This window comes from Micromonospora cathayae (assembly GCF_028993575.1).
In the GTDB taxonomy this organism is placed as follows: Bacteria; Actinomycetota; Actinomycetes; order Mycobacteriales; family Micromonosporaceae; genus Micromonospora; species Micromonospora cathayae.
This window is the reverse complement of sequence record NZ_CP118615.1, coordinates 1984450-2003347: the sequence shown is the minus strand read 5'-3', so window position 1 is coordinate 2003347 and position 18898 is coordinate 1984450. Positions and strand designations below refer to the sequence as shown.

Here is an 18898-nt window from a genome sequence, read left to right as displayed (position 1 = left end):
ATGACATGGCGGACAACCGGAACCGGGTGGTCGTACCCCGCCGCCCGGTGCTCTGGATCGGTCTGCTGGTGGCGCTGGTCGCCCTGTTCGACCTCCAGACCTTCCTGCCGGGCAACGCGGTCTCCCTGCCCGGCCAGCGGCAGGCCGCGCCGGTGCTGCGGGCGCTGCTGCCGCAGGGCTGGGCGTTCTTCACCAAGTCGCCGCGCTCCCCCGACCTCGTGGTCCACGCGGTCCGGCCGGACGGCCAGCTGGACGACGTCACCACCGGCTCGTACGCCGAGCCCCGTTACGCGTTCGGGCTCGACCGGTCGGCCCGCGCCCAGGCCACCGAGCTGGCCCTGCTGGTCTCCGGGCTGCCCGGGTCGGCCTGGCGGTCGTGCCGGCAACCCACCGAAGCCTGTCTGGCCGAGGCGGTGCCGACGCCGGCCGCTCCGGTCCGTAACAGCGACGACACCCCGTCGCTGTGCGGGCCGGTCGTGCTGGCCCGTACCGAACCGGTGCCGTGGGCGTACCGGGACCTGGTCGCCGGCGAGGTCCGGTTCACCCACGTCGTCCGCCTGGAGGTGTCGTGCTGACCGGTCGCCCGTCCGGGATCTCCGTTCCGGTGCCCTGGGGGTCCTGGCTGGGGCTGGCCCGTACGCTGCTCGCCACCGCGACCGCCGCGACGCTGGTGTTCAGTGACGCCGACACGCTGTTCACGCCGATCCTCGGCCGGGGGGCGGGGCCGCACTGCGCCGGGCCGGCCGGCATCGGCGCGTTCTGCCTGGCCGGGCCGGAACACGCGGACCTGGTGCGGTGGGCGTGCGTCGCGGTGCTGCTGGTGGTGGCGAGCGGCTGGCGGCCCCGGTTCACCGCCCTGCCGCACTGGTGGATCGCCTTCAGCGTGAGCACCAGCGTGTCCATCCCGGACGGCGGTGAGCAGGTCAACCAGGTGATCACCCTGCTGCTGGTACCGGTCCTGCTGGCCGATCCGCGCCGCTGGCACTGGCTGCCCCCGCCGTCGCCGGACCGGGTGGTCCGCGCACCGGACGGCCGCGCCCCACGCGGCGAAGACACGGACGGCCGGGACGGCAACGGCCGACGGGATGTGGTCGGCGGCCGGGGTGCGGTGCTGGTCGCCCTGGCGGTGGTGCTGCTCGTCGCCATCCGGATCCAGGTCGCCGGCATCTACTTCCAGGCGTCGGTGGCGAAGTTCAGCAAGGCGGAATGGGCCGACGGCACGGTGATGTACTACTGGCTGAACCATCACAGCTTCGGTGCGCCCGACTGGCTGCAACCGGTGACCGACGCCCTGGTGGACCGGCCGGTATCGCTCGCCCTGCTGACCTGGACCCCGCTGTTCGTCGAGTTCTCCCTGGCCGTCAGCCTGCTGCTGCGTCCCGCCGTCCGGTGGTGGCTGCTCCCGTTCGGCGTGCTGCTGCACGTCGGCATCGCGGTGCTGATGGGGCTGTGGAGCTTCTCGCTGACCATGATCGCCGCGCAGTTGCTGCTGCTCGTACCGATGGGCACGCACCTGCCCGACACCTGGCGGACGGTCCGGAAGCTGGTCGACCGGCGGCGCGTCCGGGGCGGCGGCGGAAACGCGGCCGGGGACGCCGTGGAACCACCACCTCCGGTCCGCGTGGCGGTACCGGCTGGGCGGGCTTGACCTGGAGCGGGCCGGGCGGCTTGACGTGCCATGAGGAGTGGCGAGGTGTGACCGGTGGTCAGGTGACGCCGGCCGGAACGATGACGGCGGTGAGCACGAGCCCTCCGGTGACGCGCCAGCGGCCGGTCAGCTCGGCCGGCGCTCGCCGGACGAACGGCTCCAGCGGGCCGGCCACCGGCAACCGCGCCCGGAAGGTCCCGCCGGAGGGGCAGATCGTCAGTTCCACCCCGTCGAAGCCGAGCGGCCGCCGGGTGAGCGGATACCACGCCTTGTACACCGATTCCTTGGCGCTGAACAGCAGACGGTCCCAGCACACCGTGGGGGCTACCGGGGCCAGGCCGGTCAGCCGGGCCCGCTCCACCGGCGAGGCGACCGCCGCCAGCAGGCCGGCCGGCAGCGGTTCGTGCGGCTCGGCATCGACACCGACCGCCACGACCGCCCGGACCCGGGCCACCGCCGCGGCACGGTAACCGGTGCAGTGGGTGATGCTGCCGACCACGCCGTCCGGCCACACCGGCTCCCGACGGGGACCGGCGGGTATCGGGCCGGGTGGCAGGCCCAGGCCGGCCAGCGCCTGCCGGGCGCAGTGCCGGCCGGTGGTGAACTCGCGGCGCCGCGCGGGAACCGCGTCGGTCACCGCCGTCTCCTCCACCGGGTAGAGGTGGACGTCGTCCCGGTCCCCGAAGACCTCCGCCACCCCGAACGGGGCGGGCAGCAACGCCGCGAGCAGCGGCCCGACCGTGCCGGCACCGCGTGGGCTACTCGGCGATACGGGTACGGCCGATCCAGCGGTAAACCGTGGACCGGTCGTCTGCGGCCGGCGTTCCCACTCTTTCGAAATGCTCGTATCCACCGTAGTAGGGAACCTTTACTTTGTCTGTCGTCCGGGAGGTCCGGTGCACCCGGAGTTCGAGCGGCAGATCGGCTGGCCCACCTTCCAGAATCGCGTCGACATCGTCGATGATGTCCTGGCTCAGGACCGGACGGAAACCCTCCGTCCGATCATCCAGATCAGTGGCTGGCTGCCCGGTACGCATCGCGGGCCCCGAGTCGGTGGATTCCATCAAACGACCTCCGTTGCTTTCCGCAGCGGACCGGGACCGCCATCTCCGTACCCGGTGACGGGACCGGTCGGCACGGCGGTGGGGCGCAGATCCGGAAGGATTCCGGGGCGTCGGTGCCCCGTTCCCGACGGTCCGTCCACCGTCAAAGGTAAGGACGACTCAGCGCGCCGAGAACCCTTATCAGACCCCTAGCCCCGGCGGACGGCACCGATTTCGCCGCATCGGCCTCCGGCCGCCGGCACCGAATTCACCGCACCGGCCCCGGCGGGCGGTTTCACGACCGAGCAGCCCGATCAGCATCGGCCCAGGTGGGGCCAGCACAGACCCGCAGCAGGTCGGCCGGCTCGTCCACCACCAGATCGGGCCGCGCGGCGACCAGGGTCCTCCGATCGGTCTCCCCCCACCCGACGGCCACGGCGGTCACCCCTGCGCCCCGGGCGCTACGGATGTCGCTCACCGCGTCACCGACCATCACCGCCGCCGCGGGCGGGACGTCGAGCAACGCCAGGGCCCGCAGCACGATGTCCGGGGCAGGCTTCGGCCGGGGCACCTCGTCCGCTCCGAGGACCGCCTCGAAGCGGGACATCAGGCCGAGGTGACCGAGCAGCGCGCGGGCGCGTACGCCGCTGCGGCCGGTGGCGACGGCCAACGGGACCCCCCGGCCGCGCAACACGTCCAGCACCTCCACCATCCCGGGCACGACCTCGACCAGATGCGTCAGCCGGTGGCTCTCCCGGACGAAGGGTTCGGCCATCGACGCGGGCAGCCCCATCAGGCGCAGCACGTCGGGCAGGTGCCGTCCCGGGTGCCGGCAGTACTCCTCGACCGGCGGCTCACCGTCCCCGACCACCTCGGCGTACGCGACGGCGAAGGCGGTCCGCGCGACAGTGAGACTGTCCACCAGCACCCCGTCGAGGTCGAAGACGACCGCGCGGACCCGCTCCGGCACACCGGCCTGGCTCGTCAACGTTCCTCCCGCGCACGTCCGACCCGGTCCCGGGAACGGTGACCGCGCTGACGGTTCCACCGGTTCCCCGCCGCAGCACCCTACCCGCCGTCCCGCCGACCGGTCACCGTCGCCGACGACGCTACGCGGTTACGGGGTCACTTCGGGGTATCGGGCGGCCGGTCCCGCCGTTAGCGTCGGGGCAACCCCTGGAAGGAGCTGTGATGATCCCGTCCGCCGAGGGCAACGCGTTGTGGTTGCGCACGTTCCAGCCCGCGCCCGCCGCCCCCGTACGGCTGGTGTGTCTGCCCCACGCGGGCGGTTCCGCCAGCTTCTTCGTTCCCGTCGCACGGGCGCTGGCCCCCGCCGTCGAGGTGGTGGCGGTGCAGTACCCCGGCCGGCAGGACCGGCGGTCCGAACCGGGCATCGAGAGCCTGGTGGGCCTGGCCGACACGATCGCCACCGAGCTTCGCGCCCTCGGTGACCGCCCGTTGGCGCTGTTCGGCCACAGCATGGGCGCGACGGTCGGGTTCGAGGTGGCGAGATTGCTGGAGGAGGCGGGCAGCCCGCCGGTGCGGCTGTTCGCCTCGGGGCGGCGGGCCCCCGCACAACCGGCCACCGGCACCGAGTTCCGGCTCGACGACGAGAGCATCCTGGCCGACCTGCGCCAGTTGAGCGGGACCGACAGCCGGGTCCTCGGCGACGACGAACTGCTCCGGCTGGCCATCCCGACGATCCGCGCGGACTACGCCGCCACCGCCGGGTACCGCTTCACCGGCAGGCTCGCGCTGTCCTGCCCGATCACCGTCCTGACCGGTGACGACGACCCGAAACTGCGGGTGGACGAGGCCGACGACTGGGCGCAGCACACCACGGCCGGGTACGACCTGCACGTCTATCCCGGCGGCCACTTCTACCTGGTCGAGCAGCAGGCGGCCGTCCTGGCGCTGATCGCCGAGCGGCTGGCCTCCGCGGCGGTGCGCTGACCGGCCCCGGCCCCGGCCCCGTACCGGTTCCGGCACGGTGCCGGCGCGAGCGGAACCCGGCGTGGGCGGTTCCTCAGTCGACCAGGTGCATCAGGGCCTGGGCCGCCAGCCGGTAGCCGAAGGGGCCCAGCCCGACCACGACGCCGTGCGCGAGCGGGGCGATGACCGAATCGTGGCGGAACCGTTCCCGGGCCCAGACGTTGGAGATGTGCACCTCGACCCAGGGCCGGGGGTAGGCGGCGAGGGAGTCACGCAGGCTCCAACCCGCGATCATGAGCGCGCCGGGATTCACGATCGCACCCACGGTTTCCGGTCGTCTGTTGATCTCGGAGACCAGCTCGCCCTCCGAGTCGCGCTGCACCGAAACAACGTCCCAACCGCGTTCGGCGACCTCCTCGGCGACCGCCTTCTCAATATCGGCCAAGGTCTCCGTGCCATACACCTCGGGTTCGCGTCGACCGAGTATGCCCAAGTTTGGGCCATTCACCAGGAGCATTACACCCATCGAGCAACTCCTTTCTGTTACGTCACCGGCAACTCTTCCTATCAGGAAAAGCACTGCCCGATCAATAAGGATGACCCACCCCCCGGGCAGGGGGTACGTAGGGGATGGTAGGCCCACCTGGAACGTCGGTAGCATCCCCCGGTGTCGGAATTGGCGTCGATGTCCGTCGCCCTTCTGTTCGTCCGACCAGGAATCCACTGCGATCCGGAGGGAAACAATCATGAGCGCCTCAGGGAAACCGCCGGAATTTCCGACGTGGCCGCAATTCGACGACGACGAGCGCACCGGCCTGATCCGCGCCCTGGAACAGGGTCAGTGGTGGCGCATGGGCGGTAACGAGGTCAACCAGTTCGAGCAGGAGTTCGCCCGGTACCACGGCACCGAGTACGCCCTGGCGCTGACCAACGGCACACACGCCCTCGAGCTGGCCCTGCAACTGCTCGGTGTCGGGCCGGGCACCGAGGTGATCGTGCCCGCCTTCACCTTCATCTCCTCGTCCCAGGCCGCCCAGCGGATCGGAGCGGTGGCGGTACCGGTCGACGTCGACCTGGAGACCTACTGTGTCGACCCGGCTGCGGTCGAGCGGGCCATCGGTCCGAAGACCAAAGCGATCATGCCGGTGCACATGGCCGGGCACGTCGCCGACATGGACAGCCTGACCAAGCTCTCCGCCGACAGCGGGGTGCCGCTGCTGCACGACGCGGCACACGCGCACGGCGCGCAGTGGCACGGCCGGCGGGTGGGTGAACTGGGTTCGCTCGCGGCGTTCAGCTTCCAGAACGGCAAGCTGATGACCGCCGGCGAGGGTGGGGCGTTGACCTTCCCCGACGCGGCGACGCACGAGGAGGGCTTCCTCCGGCACAGCTGCGGGCGACCGCCGACTGACCGGGGGTACTTCCACCAGACCTCGGGATCGAACTTCCGGATGAACGAGTTCTCCGCCGCGGTCCTGCGCGCCCAGCTCCGTCGGCTGGACGGGCAGATCGAGCTACGCGAGCAGCGTGCCCCGCTGCTGTCGCGGATCCTCGGCGAGATCGACGGCGTGGTGCCGCAGGGGCGCGACGAGCGCTGTGACCGCAACCCGCACTACATGATGATGTTCCGCATCCCCGGCATCACCGAGCAGCGGCGCAACATCGTGGTCGACGCCCTGATCGAGCGGGGCGTCCCGGCCTTCGCCGCCTTCCGCGCGATCTACCGCTGCCCCGGCTTCTGGGAGACCGGCGGGCCGGAGCTGAGCGTGGACGAGCTGGCCCGCCGGTGCCCGAACACCGAGGCCCTCTACACCGACTGCATCTGGCTGCACCACCGCACCCTGCTCGGCACCGAGGAGCAGATGTACCAGATCGGGGAGATCGTCAGCGACGTCCTGGGCGTGGCATGACCGGCGCCGGGGCCCCTCCGGTGCGGGTGGCGATGGTCGGTACGGGTTGGGCGGCACGTTCCATCTGGCTTCCCCGGCTGCGTGACCACCCCGCGTTCACCCTGGCGGCCGTGGTCGACCCGGACCCTGCGGCCCGGGCGCTGGTCGGTGCGGCCGACACCGCGCAGTACGCGACCGCCGCCGAGCTGCCGGCCGGGTCGGTGGAGCTGGCGATCGTCGCGGTCCCGAACCACCTGCACGCGGACGTGGCCAGCACCCTGTTGCGCGCCGGCGTCCCGGTCTTCCTCGAGAAACCGGTGTGCCTGACGTCGGCGGAAGCCGACCGGCTCGCGCTGGCCGAACGCGAGGGCGGTGCGCTGTTGCTGGCCGGCAGCGCCGCCCGGCACCGAACGGACGTCCGGACCCTGCTCGACCAGGCCGCCGGGATCGGCGAGATCCGGCACGTCTCCCTGGAGTGGATCCGCGCCCGGGGCATCCCGGCCGGGGTCGGCTGGTTCACCGACCGGCAGCTGGCCGGCGGGGGTGCGCTGACGGACCTGGGCTGGCATCTGCTCGACGCGGTAGGTCCACTGCTGGGCCCGACCCGGTTCACCCAGGTGGTGGGCGCGGTCTCGGCCGACTTCATCAACGACCGGTCGGCCCGCGCCGACTGGCGGCGGGACGTCGTACCGGGTGGACCGGGAGACGTCGAGGACACCGCCCGCGCGTTCCTCGTCCAGCCGGGCGGCCGGTCGGTGTCGCTGACCACCGGTTGGGCCTCGCACCAACCGACCGACGTGACCGCGATCGTCGTGCACGGCAGCACCGGTACGCTCCGGCTGCGCTGCACGTTCGGGTTCAGTCCCAACCGGGAGCACGGCTCGACCCTCACCCTGACCCGGGGCAGTGAGACCACGGTGGTACCCGTCGTCGACGAGCCGATCGGCACCGAGTACGACCGGCTGCTCGACGAGGTACGGCAGCGGCTGGCCGACCCGGCCGGGCGGGGTGCGGCGATCGCCGAAGCGGGTCGTACGGTCGACGCGATCGAGCGGGTCTACGCCTCGGCCAGGTTGAGCGCCGAGCGGTTCCCGGCCCACCGGGGGGTCGCCCGCGAGCCGATCCGCGCGGTCGTCTTCGACCTCGACGGTGTGCTGGTGGACAGCTTCTCGGTGATGCGGCAGGCGTTCACCGCCGCGTACCGGGAGGTGGTGGGTGCGGGTGAACCGCCCTTCGCCGAGTACAACCGGCACCTCGGGCGGTACTTCCCGGACATCATGCGGATCATGGGGTTGCCCCTGGAGATGGAGGAACCGTTCGTCCGGGAGAGCCTCCGGCTGGCGGGGGAGATCGAACCCTTCCCCGGGGTCCGGGACCTGCTCCAGCGGCTGCGCGAGGGCGGCGTGGCGACCGCCGTCGCGACCGGGAAGAGCGGTTGGCGGGCCCGGTCGTTGCTCGACCGGCTCGGGATGATGGAGCTGTTCGACCACGTCGTCGGCTCCGACGAGGTGGCCCGGCCGAAGCCGGCGCCGGACATCGTCCTCCGGGCCCTGGAGCTGCTCGGGGCACGGCCGCAGGAGGCCGTGATGGTCGGGGACGCGGTCACCGACCTGGCCAGTGCGCGCGGAGCCGGCGTGACCGCGGTGGCGGCGGTGTGGGCCGAGGTGGACGAGGCCACGCTCCTCGCCGCCGGACCCGACCTGGTCCTGCGGCGGCCAGCCGAACTCGCCGAACTGTGCGCGGTACGGTCCGTGCGGACGCCGACCGGGTGAGCCGGGCCGGCGTCGAGGCCGCCGCTGAGGGGGTCACCGGTTCCGGTGACCCCCTCAGCGGCGGGGCATCGTGGCCAGGCAGTGCGCCACCACCGACTCGGGGACGTCCCGGACCAGCTCGGCGCCGTGCGGTCCGTCGAGCACGAACGCCAGTCCGCCGGTGGACTTCTTGTCCAGGCGCATCAGGTCGATCAGCGTGTCGGCGCGGAGCCCGGCCGGTAGCTGCCACGGCAGGTCGTAGTGCCGCACCACGGCCAGGTGCTCGTCCACCCGGGCCCGGTCGATCCGTCCCAGTTCACCGGCGAGGATGCCGACGAACACGGTGCCGATGGCGACCGCCTCGCCGTGCCGCAGCGCGAACCCGGTGGCCAGTTCCAGGGCGTGGCCCAGGGTGTGCCCGTAGTTGAGCAGGTGCCGGAGTCCGCTGTCGCGTTCGTCGGCGGACACGATCTCGGCCTTGCGGGCCACGCTGGCCGAGATCTGCTCCTCGGTGGGCCGGCCACGCAGGTCACCCGCGCCGATGAAGTGACATCGGGCGATCTCCCCGTACCCGTTGGTCCACTCCCGGGGCGGCAGGGTCGACAGGTAGTCGGTGTCGCAGAACACCGCCCTGGGCTGCCAGTACGCACCGACCAGGTTCTTTCCCTCGGGCAGGTTGACCGCCGTCTTCCCGCCCACGCTCGCGTCGACCTGGGCCAGCAGCGTCGTCGGCAGGTGGATCACCGCCGTGCCCCGGTGGTAGAGGGCGGCGGCCAACCCGACCGTGTCGGTGGTGGTGCCGCCGCCCACGGCGACCACCACGTCGCCCCGGTTGAGTCCCGCCTCGGTGAACCGGCGGCACAGGTCGTGGACGGTGGCGAGGGTCTTGTCCGCCTCACCGTCGCGGGCCGGCACCACCTGGTACGGCACGCCGGGGTCGGGGGTCTGGTCGGCGGGTCGGGCCGACACGACGACCGCCCGTCGCGCGCCGATCTCCGCCACGGCGTCGGCCAGCTGATGACGGACCCCGGCACCGATGTGCACGAGGTAGGAACGGTCCGCCAACTCGACGTGCACCTGGGTCATGGCACTCCTGTCACTGTCACTCGAAGGGGTTCAGGCGTCGACAGGTCAGCCGATGGGGCTCAGGCGTCGACCGGCTCGCGGAGCTGCTGGCGCAGCCGCAGCGCGACCAGGGCGGCCAGATCGACCGGGATGCCCAGGCGGTCATGGGTCGCCTCCGCCTGGCTGAAGACGAGGTATGCCGGGGGCGGGCCGGCCGCGTCGCGCTGGCCCCGGACGATCCCGGCGGTCCGGTCCAGGTACGCCTGCCACGCCGGCCCGGCCGCCGCGTCGGCGGCGGAGACGGGCCCGTCGGCCGGGGCCGGCACGGACCGCTCGGCCGCGACGGACAGCTCGATCCGCTGCCCGGCCTGGAGCTCACTGCTCCACTGCTGCCAGCAGACGAACAGGAAGGACCGCCGGTCGGCCACCGGGATCAGGTCGGTCAGGCCCCGCAGGTGGGTGGTCGTCACGTCGACGTGGCGGGCGGGGTCCAGTCCGTCCCCGTCGGTCAGGTCGAGCGCGAGCCGGCTGGACGCGGCGGCGAGTTCGTCGGTGACGTCCCGTCCGGTGTCGTGCCGGTGGTGCACCGGCCGCGTCACGTCCCGGACGGTGCTGGAGCCGAGCGGCCACGCCGGGTCGGTCCGCAGCAGCGCCTCGACGTCGTCCAGCACCGGCGGGGTCGAATGCGCCCAGACCTCCAGCGCCGGGCCGGCCGGGGTGCGCACCCGGTCGAAGAAACAGCAGCCGCCGGGGTCGGCCAGGTGGACCCGGCGGACCAGCCGGGGCAGGGCCGCCGGCAACGCCAGCGACGCCCCGCCGGGCAGGTACAGGCGACCGAAGAGCCAATGCCTCGTCACACTCGTCACCCCGTCCTCGCCGATCTCCGACATCGCATGGATGCTAATCAACACCTACCCCGTCGGGCAATTAATCGGGGCCACCCGTCCCGATTCCCAGGAAACAGGGGAATATCTAAGGGGACGGATAGGGGGTTCCCAGCGCACCTAGACTGAATTCATGCCTTCATCGATTGTGCTCGAATCATTGCCGGGTTACGCCGAAATCGAGAAGAATCTGCTCGGCAAGCTGTCCGCAGCACTGGATCTTCCGGCCTCGCAACAACCACACTGGCCCGATCCGGCGCACGTCCAGTCGGTACGACAGTTCCTGTCCACCCTGCCACCGCTGGCGCACCCACCGGAGACCGACCGGCTCCGGCAGCACCTGGCCGAGGTGGCCCAGGGCCGGATGCTGCTGCTCCAGGGCGGCGACTGCGCGGAAACCTTCGCCACCAGCACCGGACCGCACGTCCGGGCCAACGTCACCACCCTGCACCGGATGTCCGCCGTGCTGCGCGGCGGCACCGGACTGCCGGTGGTCGGCGTCGGCCGGATCGCCGGCCAGTACGCCAAACCGCGGTCGGCGGCCCTGGACGTGCTGGGACTACCGGCGTACCGGGGAGACATCGTCAACTCCGCGACGCCGACCCCGCAGGAGCGGACCCCCGACCCCGGCCGAATGGTCCAGGCGTACTTCCACGCGCGCTCCACCCTGGAGACGGTGCGCGCCGTCTCCGCACACCCCGACGAGATCTACAGCAGCCACGAGGCCCTCCTGCTGACCTACGAGCAGGCCCTGACCCGGGTCGTCACGACCGCCGGGCAGCCCCGCCTGTACGGCGGCTCGGCGCACTTCCTCTGGATCGGCGAACGGACCCGGCAGCTCGACGGCGCACACGTCGCCGTCGCCGAGCTGCTGGCCAACCCGATCGGGATCAAGCTCGGCCCCGGCACCACCCCGGCGCAGGCCGTCGAGTACGTGGAACGGCTGGACCGCGCCGGCGAACCCGGCCGACTGACGCTGATCACCAGGATGGGCCGCGGCCGGGTCCGCGACCTGCTGCCGCCGATCGTGGAACGGGTCACCGCCAGCGGACACCAGGTGGTGTGGCAGTGCGACCCGATGCACGGCAACACCCGGACCTCGGCGAACGGCTACAAGACCCGGCACTTCGACGACATCGCCGACGAGGTGGCGGGATTCGTCGAGGTGCACCGGGCGCTGGGCACCCATCCCGGTGGTCTCCATCTGGAGTTCACCGGCGATCCGGTCACCGAATGCCTGGGCGGCAGCGACGGCATCGGCGAGCACGAGTTGGCCGGATGCTACGAGACCACGTGTGACCCCCGACTCAACGCACGCCAGTCGGTAGAGCTCGTGCGGCACAGTGCCGAACTTTTCGCCGCCGGCCCAGGGCACAGGAACACGGATGTGACCGCGTAACAAAGGAGTGCCTTCTTCCGTTCCGCCTGGGCTTCGCAGAGCATAGCTTCTGTAAGCGAATTGCACTATTGGAGGGAATCCAAATCATGGGCCAGCCCGCCCAGCCATCAAACCGGTCACTCTGGCTGTCACTCATCGTGTTGTGCGCCGGCCAGATGATGATCGTCATCGATCAGAACATCGTCAACGTCGCACTCCCGACGGTGCAGCGCGACCTGGGCTTCTCCGAGGCCAACCTCGTCTGGGTGGTGAACGCGTACGTCATCCCCTTCGGCGGCCTGCTGCTGCTCGCCGGACGACTCGGTGACATGCTGGGCCGGAAGCGGATCTTCATCACCGGCATCGTCATGTTCAGCGCCGCGTCGCTGCTGTGCGGTCTGGCCACCAACGAGGCGATGCTCATCGGCTTCCGCTTCGTCCAGGGCATCGGCGGCGCCGTCGCGTCGGCGTGCATCCTCGGCATGGTCGCCACCACCTTCGACGAGCCCCGCAAGCAGGCCCAGGCGATCGGCGCGTACAGCTTCGCGTCGGCCGGCGGCGGCGCGGTCGGCCCGCTCATCGGTGGCATCCTCACCGACCTGGTGGACTGGAGCTGGATCTTCTTCATCAACGTCCCGATCGGCGCGGTCGTGGTGCTGCTCGCCGCCCGCAACGTCCCGCACGAGACCGGCCTGGGCGGAATCAGCCGCAAGGCCGACTTCCTGGGTGCGGCCCTGGTCACCGCCGGCCTGATGAGCGGCGTGTACGCCATCGTCAACGCCGAGAAGGTCGGCTGGGCGGCGACCGAGACGCTGATCCTGGGCCCGATCTCGATCCTGCTGCTCGTCGCCTTCGTGATCCGCGAGGCCACCGCCGAGGAGCCGCTGCTGCCCCTGAAGATCTTCCGCTCCCGGGCGCTGTCCGCGGCGAACCTGGTGCAGTTCCTGATGATCGCGGGTATGTTCGGCCTGCTCTTCTTCGGCACCCTCTACCTGCAGAAGGTCCTGGGCCTCAACTCTCTCGAGGCCGGCCTCGGGTACGTGCCGATCGCCCTCGTGATCGCCGCGGTCTCCCTCGGCCTGTCGGCCAAGGTGATCACCAAGTTCGGTCAGCGGCCGGTGCTCTACGCCGGCCTGGTGCTGATCGTCGCGGCCTTCGTGATGCTCTCCTTCGCCCGGGTCGACGGCACGTACCTGGTGGACTTCCTGCCCGCCACCGTCGTCATGGGCCTCGGCTTCGGCCTGGCCGCCCCGGCGATGATGGGGCTGGGCATGTCGGCGGTCACCCCGCAGGACGCCGGCATCGCGTCCGGGCTGTTCAACACCACCCAGCAGATCGGCGGCGCGGTCGGACTGACCGTGCTCAGCGCCTTCGTCACCGCCCGGATCAACGACCTGGGCGGCGCCGACGACATCGTCGCGCTGAACGGCGGCTACCACCGGGCCTTCCAGGCCGGCGCGGTCTTCGTCGTGATCGCCCTGATCATCGCGGTCGCCATGCTGCGGTCGTCCGAACGGGTCGCGGCGGAGCAGCAGCAGGCCCACGCCCCCGCCCTCTGAGCCGGAGAGCGGCCCCCGGTCGTCCGACCACGACAGGGCACCGCCGCCCGGACCGACGTCCCCCGGGACGCTGGTCCGGGCGGCGGTGCCCTGTCCCGTGGCCCGCCCCGCCCGGTGGGGGTCACCAGCCCGACGCAACGCCCGGCACGGCGAAGGGGTGGTCCCCGCTCCCGGAGACCACCCCTGTCGACTCGACCGGCCAGCGTCAGCCGGTCGTCAACGCGTCCACCGCGATCTGCCGCCGCAGGTCCGTCACCAGCCGGCCGTAGTCCTCGGCCTCGGTGACCTGGCCGAACACGTAGAAGTCCGGCCGGACGAGCACCGCCCGCGCCCCGGCCGCAGCCAGGTACGGCAGGTACACGTCGTCGACGTCGACCACCGCCGTCCCGTCGGCCGTCTGCTCCCCGGCCGGCACCAGGGTCACCAGGTGCGTGCCGAGCCCCGCCAGAAAGGCCCGGGTGTCGGCGTCCAGGAACGGACGCGGGTCCTCGCTCGACAGCAGCACGAACCCGGAGCCGACCACCTCGTCGAACAGACCGGTCACTCCCCGCCGGGCGACCCGGGCCTGGCGGGACAACGTACCGGTCAGAGGGCCCGCCGGGGGCCGCCCGCCGTGGTGCAGCAGGCCGGCCCGGAGCGGATGTACCGGCGCCTGGGGCCGGCCCGCTCCCACGCCCCGTTCCCGGGCCGCGGTCATCACCAGGTCACGGTCGGCGGCGGCCCGCGGATCCAGCTGACAGATCACCTTGCCGAGGTCGACCGACAACCGTACGGCGTGCTGCACGTGCCGGACCCGTTCGGCGACGTACGAGTCGAGCACCCCGTCCCGGGCCTGGCCGCGCAACACCAGACCCAGCTTCCAGGCCAGGTTGGCGGCGTCCCGGAGCCCCGAGCACATGCCCTGGCCGGCGAACGGCGGCATCACGTGTGCCGCGTCCCCGGCGATCAGCACCCGGCCGGACCGCAGGTTCTCCGCCCAGCGGGACTGGAAGGTGTAGACGGCGTGACGCAGCAGCCGCGCATTGTCCGGGGTGACGTCGAACAGTTCCAGCAGCCGCCACGCCGACTCGACGGTGTCGATCTCCGCCACCGACTCGTCCGCCACCCGCATGAACTCCCACCGCCGGTGCCCCGGCCCCGCCGAGGCTTCGGTGCGGGGCCGGGCCGGGTCGCACACCTGGAGGTTGTTGGGGTCGAAGACCCGTGGCCGGGTCAGTACCACGTCGCAGATCAACCAGTCGTGGGAGAACCCGAGATCCCGTACCGGCGGATCGATCAGCCCCCGGACGAAGCTGTTCGCGCCGTCGCAGCCGACCAACCAGCCGGCCGTGACGGTCAGCGACTCCCCGTTCCGGTCGACCGCGCGCAGCTCCACCCGGTCGCCCAGGTCGGTGGCCGCCACCGCCTCCCACCCGCGCCGGACCCGCAGCGACGGCAGTTCCCTGCCCTGGTTCCGCAACGCGTTCTCCAGCGCCGGCTGGTACATGGAGGTCGAGTCCGGCCAACCGCACCAACCGGTCACCGAACCCTGGATGTCCAACAGGACCCGACCTTCCCCGTTCCGCCAGATGTAGCGGCCCGAGGGTTCGGTGTCGTTCGCGACGTAGTCCCGGATTCCGGCCATGGCCAGGATGCGGGCCGTCTCACTGTCGAACGCGACCGCCCGCGACATCGTGTACGGCTGGGGCCAGCGGTCCACCACCACCACCTGCCAGCCCTGCCGGGCGAGCAGGACCGCCAGGGTCTGGCCGACCGGGCCGTCGCCGACGATGGCCACGTCGGCGTCAATCCGCTCCATGATTCGTCCACCCTCCCCGGGGCCGGATCAGGCGTCCTGAAGCAGGACGTTCCGGATGACGGCCTGGTACTCGTCGGTCTTGGCCAGCACCCGGACATGCTCCTGACCGTCCTCGGCGCGCAGGTACCGCCGCCCGACCAGCAGAAGCTGGCCGTTGTCGTAGGCCCGCCCGTAGATCAGCGTGCCGGCCGCGATCATCTCGCCGGCCCAGTGCCAGACCGGGTCGTCGTTCTCGCCGCTGGCGATGGCCTTCCACTCGGTCAGCTTCCGCTCGGTCAGGGTGAACCGGTAGACCGCGTGCCAGTCCTTGGCCCGGGTCCGGCGCTCCAGCACCAGGTAGTCGCCGCTCTCCACCACCCGGTAGTCGAAGCCGTACTGGCTCTGCACCTCGGGCGAGATGCGGACCGGCTCGATGAAGGACGGGCCGGCGAACCCGACGTCCACCAGCCACTGCTCCCCGTCGAGCCGGACCACGTTCATCATGTGTTCCAGGTCCGGCCCGAACTGGTCGTTGGCCCCCCGTACGCCGGCCGACACGATCGACACGTCGTAACCGAGTTCGAGCAGCGCCCCCCGGAACAGTCCACTGTGCTCGTGGCAGATGCCGCCACGCCCCTCGACGATCAACGCCTCGTGGAAGGCGTCCACCCCGGCGTCGACGTCGTCCCAGATGGCCAGGCCCTTCGGCGCGTTCCGGGAATTGTCGAAGGGGACGGTCATCATGTGCTTCTTGTGCAGCTCGCGCAGATTGTCGGCGGACCGCTCACGGCCACCGGTGTAACCCAGGTGCTCGAAGTACCGGTCGATGTCGAACATGTCCTGCTCCGTTCCTCGTCGGTCGGGGTCTCGTTCGGTCAGCTCGCGTCGGCGGCAGCCAGCAGCCCGTCGATGTGCTCGGCGAGCATCAGCGGAGTCGGGTGGTCGAACAGGGTCATCGGGGCCAGCTCCAGACCGGTGACGGTGTTCAGTTCGTCACGGACCTCCACGGCGGTCAGCGAACTGAACCCGATGTCGAAGAAGCCGGTCTCCTCCTCGATGTCGTCGGTGCTCTCCATGGCCAGGGCCGCCGCCGAGATCACGATGATCGCGTCGACGAGTTCCTGACGCCGCTGCGCCGGTGACAGCCCGGCCAACCGGCGGGCCAGCTCCGGGACCGCCGGATCCGCGCCGGGCTCGTCCGCCACGACGTCCGGGTTCGCGGTCTGCGATGGGGCGATGGTCTGCTCGTCCAGGCTCACGGGCGTCGTCTCCAACCAGTAGCGCTTACGTTCGAAGGGGTAGGTGGGCAGGGGGACATGGCGCGGGGGCGGCGCAACGGTGAGGTCGCGTCCCCGGGTGTGCAGGCGACCCAGTGCGGTCCGGACCGACCGCCACTCGTCCTGGTCGTCGCGGAGCAGCGGAAAGGCCGCGACCGCGGTGGTGCAGCTCTCGCGGGTCATGGCGGTGAGGACTCCACCCGGTCCGACCTCGAGTACGGTGCCGACGCCCTCCTTCTCCAGGGTGTGCACCATGTCCTCGAAGCGGACCGTCGCCCGGACGTGCCGGACCCAGTAGCCGGCGGTGGCCAGCTCGGCCGGTTCGGCGAGTTGACCGGTGACGTCGGACACCACCGGCAGCGTCGCGGTGCCGTAGCGCAGACCGTCGGCGACCCGGGCGAACTCGGCCAGCATCGGCTCGATCAGCGGCGAGTGGAAGGCGTGGCTCACGGTCAACCGCTTGGTCCGGCAGCCCTGCTCCCGCAGCCGGGCCGCGATGGCCGACACCGGTTCGTCGGCCCCGGAGAGCACCACCGACGTGGGGCCGTTCACCGCGGCGATGTCCACCTCGTCGCCGTGACCTGCCAGCAGCGGCCGGACCCGCGCCTCGGCGGCGCCGACCGCCACCATGGCACCACCGGGCGGCAGCGCCTGCATGAGCCGTCCGCGCGCGGCCACCAGCACGGCGGCGTCGGCGAGGGACAGCACCCCGGCCAGGTGCGCGGCGACGAGTTCACCGATCGAGTGACCGGCGAGAATGTCGGGTCGGATGCCCCACGCCTCCAGCAGCCGGGTCAGCGCCACCTCGACGGCGAACAGCGCGGGCTGGGTGTACTCGGTGCGGTCGAGCAGGTCGGCCTCGGGACTGCCCGGTTCGGCGAACACCACCTCCCGCAGCGGACGCGGCAGGTGCCGGTCGAGTTCCGCGCACACCTCGTCGAAGGCGGCGGCGAAGGCCGGCAGCTCCCGGTGGAGCCGCCGGGCCATACCGACCCGCTGACTGCCCTGACCGGGGAAGACGAAGGCGAGCGTCCCGCTGGTGGTCCGGTCGACGACCACGGCCGGGTCCGACTCGCCACGGGCCAGTTTGCGGAGTCCCCGGAGCAGGTCGTCCCGGTTGTCGCCGACCACGGCGGCCCGGTGTTCGAGCTGGGCCCGACTGGTGACCAGGGCCGCGCCGACCGCCGCCGGGTCCCACTCGTGCAGATGCCGCTCGACGTGCTCGACCAAACGCTGCGCCCGGAGCGCCAGTGCCGGGACGGTCCGGGCGGAGAGCAACCACGGCAGTAGCGGGTCACCGCCGGTGGCGTCGTCCGGGACGTCGTCCTGCGGTGCCTGTTCCAGGATCACGTGCGCGTTGGTCCCACTCACCCCGAACGCCGACACCCCCGCCCGACGCGGACGGTCCACGGCGGGCCACGGCCGCGACTCGGTCAGCAACCGCACATCCCCCGCCGACCAGTCCACATGCGGCGACGGGGCGTCCACATGCAACGTCGCCGGCAACACCCCCGCCCCCAACGCCAACACCATCTTCACCACACCCGCCACACCCGCAGCCGCCTGCGTATGACCGATGTTCGACTTCAACGACCCCAACCACAACGGCTCACCACGACCCTGCCCATAAACACTGATCAACGCCTGCGCCTCGATCGGATCCCCCAACACCGTCCCCGTACCATGCGCCTCCACCACATCCACATCCACCGCCGACAACCCACCATTAACCAACGCCTGACCAATCACCCGCCGCTGCGCCCGACCCGACGGCGCCGTCAAACCATTCGACGCCCCGTCCTGATTCACCGCCGACGACCGCACCACCGCCAACACCCGACGACCCCGCGCCCGCGCCACCGACAACCGCTCCAACAACACCACCGCCACACCCTCAGACCACCCCGTCCCATCCGCCCCCGCCGCAAACGCCTTACACCGCCCATCCCGCGCCAACCCCCGCTGCCGCGAAAACTCGATGAAGGTGTTCGGCTGGGCCATCACCGCCACCCCACCCGCCACCGCCAGATCACACTCACCCGACCGCAACGACTGCGCCGCCAGATGCAACGCCACCAACGACGACGAACACGCCGTATCCACCGTCACCGCCGGACCCTCGAACCCGAACGTGTACGACACCCGACCGGTGACCACACTGCCGGCCACGCCCGCGCCCTGGAAACCTTCGAGCTGCGCGGTCGGGGCCTGTCCCGCGCCGTAGTCGTGGTACATGACCCCGGCGAAGACACCGGTCCGGCTGCCCTTCAACGTGGTCACGTCGATACCCGCCCGCTCGAACACCTCCCACGACGCCTCCAGGAACACCCGCTGCTGCGGATCCATCGCCAACGCCTCACGCGGGGCGATACCGAAGAACCGGGCGTCGAACCCGCCGGCGTCGTGCAGGAACCCGCCACTGCGCGTGTAGGTGCGGCCCGGACGGTCGGGATCCGGATCGTAGAGAGCGTCGACCTCCCAGCCCCGGTCGGTCGGGAAGTCGCCGATGCCGTCCCCGCCGGCCGTCAGCAGCTCCCACAGGTCCTCCGGGGAGGAGACCCCGCCCGGCAACCGGCAGGCCATACCCACGATCGCGATCGGCTCGCTGGCCTGGGCCCGCTGCGCCGTCAACTCCCCGCGCAGCCGCTCGTTCTCGGTCAGTGCGGCGCGTAGGGCCGTCACCAGCTTGTCGTCA

The 18898-nt window shown here is 71.5% G+C and carries 15 protein-coding genes and 2 pseudogenes; 8 read left to right on the top strand and 9 right to left on the bottom strand.

The features are described from left to right. Positions 1 to 5: 5 nt before the first annotated feature. Both PVK37_RS09275 and PVK37_RS09270 read left to right on the top strand, forming a co-directional pair. Entirely contained in the window at positions 6 to 575 is a 570-nt protein-coding gene (locus tag PVK37_RS09275; RefSeq protein ID WP_275033396.1) for an SdpA family antimicrobial peptide system protein, read from the top strand. Then, a complete protein-coding gene (locus tag PVK37_RS09270; RefSeq protein ID WP_275033395.1) occupies positions 569 to 1648 on the top strand; it encodes a hypothetical protein in 1080 nt (359 codons plus the stop codon). Before PVK37_RS09275 ends, PVK37_RS09270 begins: the two co-directional genes overlap by 7 nt. A 58-nt stretch (positions 1649 to 1706) precedes the next feature. On the opposite strand, the gene PVK37_RS09265 is transcribed toward PVK37_RS09270, so the two are convergent. The 3 genes from PVK37_RS09265 to PVK37_RS09255 form a co-directional block, all read right to left on the bottom strand. Beyond that, entirely contained in the window at positions 1707 to 2366 is a 660-nt protein-coding gene (locus tag PVK37_RS09265) for a 4'-phosphopantetheinyl transferase family protein (protein WP_275033394.1), read from the bottom strand. Between the two features lie 40 nt (positions 2367 to 2406). Continuing rightward, entirely contained in the window at positions 2407 to 2712 is a 306-nt protein-coding gene (locus tag PVK37_RS09260; protein WP_275033393.1) for a DUF5988 family protein, read from the bottom strand. A gap of 274 nt (positions 2713 to 2986) precedes the next feature. Beyond that, positions 2987 to 3679, bottom strand: coding sequence for an HAD-IA family hydrolase (locus PVK37_RS09255; protein WP_275033392.1), 693 nt, complete (start codon positions 3677 to 3679; stop codon positions 2987 to 2989). A 203-nt stretch (positions 3680 to 3882) separates the two neighbouring features. On the opposite strand from PVK37_RS09255, the gene PVK37_RS09250 reads away from it, so the two are divergent. Next, positions 3883 to 4644, top strand: coding sequence for a thioesterase II family protein (locus tag PVK37_RS09250; protein ID WP_275033391.1), 762 nt, complete (start codon positions 3883 to 3885; stop codon positions 4642 to 4644). A 73-nt stretch (positions 4645 to 4717) separates the two neighbouring features. Here PVK37_RS09250 and PVK37_RS09245 read toward each other — a convergent pair whose 3' ends face one another. Beyond that, positions 4718 to 5149, bottom strand: a complete 432-nt coding sequence (locus tag PVK37_RS09245; protein ID WP_341483426.1) for a type II 3-dehydroquinate dehydratase — start codon at positions 5147 to 5149, stop codon at positions 4718 to 4720. Between the two features lie 220 nt (positions 5150 to 5369). On the opposite strand from PVK37_RS09245, the gene PVK37_RS09240 reads away from it, so the two are divergent. The 3 genes and pseudogenes from PVK37_RS09240 to PVK37_RS09230 all read left to right on the top strand — a co-directional run bounded on the left by PVK37_RS09240 (position 5370) and on the right by PVK37_RS09230 (position 8284). Further along, entirely contained in the window at positions 5370 to 6533 is a 1164-nt protein-coding gene (locus PVK37_RS09240; protein ID WP_275033390.1) for a DegT/DnrJ/EryC1/StrS family aminotransferase, read from the top strand. After that, positions 6530 to 7573, top strand: a pseudogene (locus tag PVK37_RS09235) (Gfo/Idh/MocA family protein); the annotation flags it as partial. The gene PVK37_RS09240 and the pseudogene PVK37_RS09235, both read left to right, overlap by 4 nt. A gap of 12 nt (positions 7574 to 7585) precedes the next feature. Beyond that, positions 7586 to 8284, top strand: a complete 699-nt coding sequence (locus PVK37_RS09230) for an HAD-IA family hydrolase (RefSeq protein WP_275035050.1) — start codon at positions 7586 to 7588, stop codon at positions 8282 to 8284. A gap of 54 nt (positions 8285 to 8338) precedes the next feature. On the opposite strand, the gene PVK37_RS09225 is transcribed toward PVK37_RS09230, so the two are convergent. Continuing rightward, the gene (locus PVK37_RS09225) at positions 8339 to 9349 is read right to left on the bottom strand and encodes a 3-dehydroquinate synthase family protein (protein WP_275033389.1); all 1011 of its coding nucleotides are present in this window, start codon (positions 9347 to 9349) and stop codon (positions 8339 to 8341) included. Positions 9350 to 9408: 59 nt separating this feature from the next. Further along, entirely contained in the window at positions 9409 to 10218 is an 810-nt protein-coding gene (locus PVK37_RS09220; protein WP_275033388.1) for a hypothetical protein, read from the bottom strand. A gap of 127 nt (positions 10219 to 10345) precedes the next feature. On the opposite strand from PVK37_RS09220, the gene PVK37_RS09215 reads away from it, so the two are divergent. Then, positions 10346 to 11611, top strand: a complete 1266-nt coding sequence (locus tag PVK37_RS09215) for a 3-deoxy-7-phosphoheptulonate synthase (RefSeq protein ID WP_275033387.1) — start codon at positions 10346 to 10348, stop codon at positions 11609 to 11611. A gap of 86 nt (positions 11612 to 11697) precedes the next feature. Continuing rightward, positions 11698 to 13149, top strand: a complete 1452-nt coding sequence (locus PVK37_RS09210) for an MFS transporter (protein WP_275033386.1) — start codon at positions 11698 to 11700, stop codon at positions 13147 to 13149. A 205-nt stretch (positions 13150 to 13354) separates the two neighbouring features. Here the strand turns inward: PVK37_RS09210 and mhpA are convergent, their stop codons facing one another. The 3 genes and pseudogenes from mhpA to PVK37_RS09195 form a co-directional block, all read right to left on the bottom strand. Further along, the gene (mhpA, locus tag PVK37_RS09205) at positions 13355 to 14947 is read right to left on the bottom strand and encodes a bifunctional 3-(3-hydroxy-phenyl)propionate/3-hydroxycinnamic acid hydroxylase MhpA (RefSeq protein WP_275033385.1); all 1593 of its coding nucleotides are present in this window, start codon (positions 14945 to 14947) and stop codon (positions 13355 to 13357) included. A gap of 27 nt (positions 14948 to 14974) precedes the next feature. Beyond that, positions 14975 to 15763: an arylamine N-acetyltransferase family protein gene (locus PVK37_RS09200; protein WP_275033384.1), complete on the bottom strand. Its 789-nt coding sequence runs from the start codon at positions 15761 to 15763 to the stop codon at positions 14975 to 14977. A gap of 38 nt (positions 15764 to 15801) precedes the next feature. After that, positions 15802 to 18897 (bottom strand): annotated as a pseudogene (locus tag PVK37_RS09195) (type I polyketide synthase); the annotation flags it as partial. Between the last annotated feature and the right edge of the window lies 1 nt (position 18898).

What these genes read in the sequence shown, in the direction of transcription:
- PVK37_RS09275 (WP_275033396.1), top strand. Translation starts at nt 6, where the DNA reads ATGGCGGACAACCGGAACCGGGTGGTCGTACCCCGCCGCCCGGTGCTC.
- PVK37_RS09260 (WP_275033393.1), bottom strand. Translation starts at nt 2,712, where the DNA reads ATGGAATCCACCGACTCGGGGCCCGCGATGCGTACCGGGCAGCCAGCC.
- PVK37_RS09250 (WP_275033391.1), top strand. Translation starts at nt 3,883, where the DNA reads ATGATCCCGTCCGCCGAGGGCAACGCGTTGTGGTTGCGCACGTTCCAG.
- PVK37_RS09245 (WP_341483426.1), bottom strand. Translation starts at nt 5,149, where the DNA reads ATGGGTGTAATGCTCCTGGTGAATGGCCCAAACTTGGGCATACTCGGT.
- PVK37_RS09240 (WP_275033390.1), top strand. Translation starts at nt 5,370, where the DNA reads ATGAGCGCCTCAGGGAAACCGCCGGAATTTCCGACGTGGCCGCAATTC.
- PVK37_RS09225 (WP_275033389.1), bottom strand. Translation starts at nt 9,349, where the DNA reads ATGACCCAGGTGCACGTCGAGTTGGCGGACCGTTCCTACCTCGTGCAC.
- PVK37_RS09220 (WP_275033388.1), bottom strand. Translation starts at nt 10,218, where the DNA reads ATGTCGGAGATCGGCGAGGACGGGGTGACGAGTGTGACGAGGCATTGG.
- PVK37_RS09215 (WP_275033387.1), top strand. Translation starts at nt 10,346, where the DNA reads ATGCCTTCATCGATTGTGCTCGAATCATTGCCGGGTTACGCCGAAATC.
- PVK37_RS09210 (WP_275033386.1), top strand. Translation starts at nt 11,698, where the DNA reads ATGGGCCAGCCCGCCCAGCCATCAAACCGGTCACTCTGGCTGTCACTC.
- mhpA (WP_275033385.1), bottom strand. Translation starts at nt 14,947, where the DNA reads ATGGAGCGGATTGACGCCGACGTGGCCATCGTCGGCGACGGCCCGGTC.
- PVK37_RS09200 (WP_275033384.1), bottom strand. Translation starts at nt 15,763, where the DNA reads ATGTTCGACATCGACCGGTACTTCGAGCACCTGGGTTACACCGGTGGC.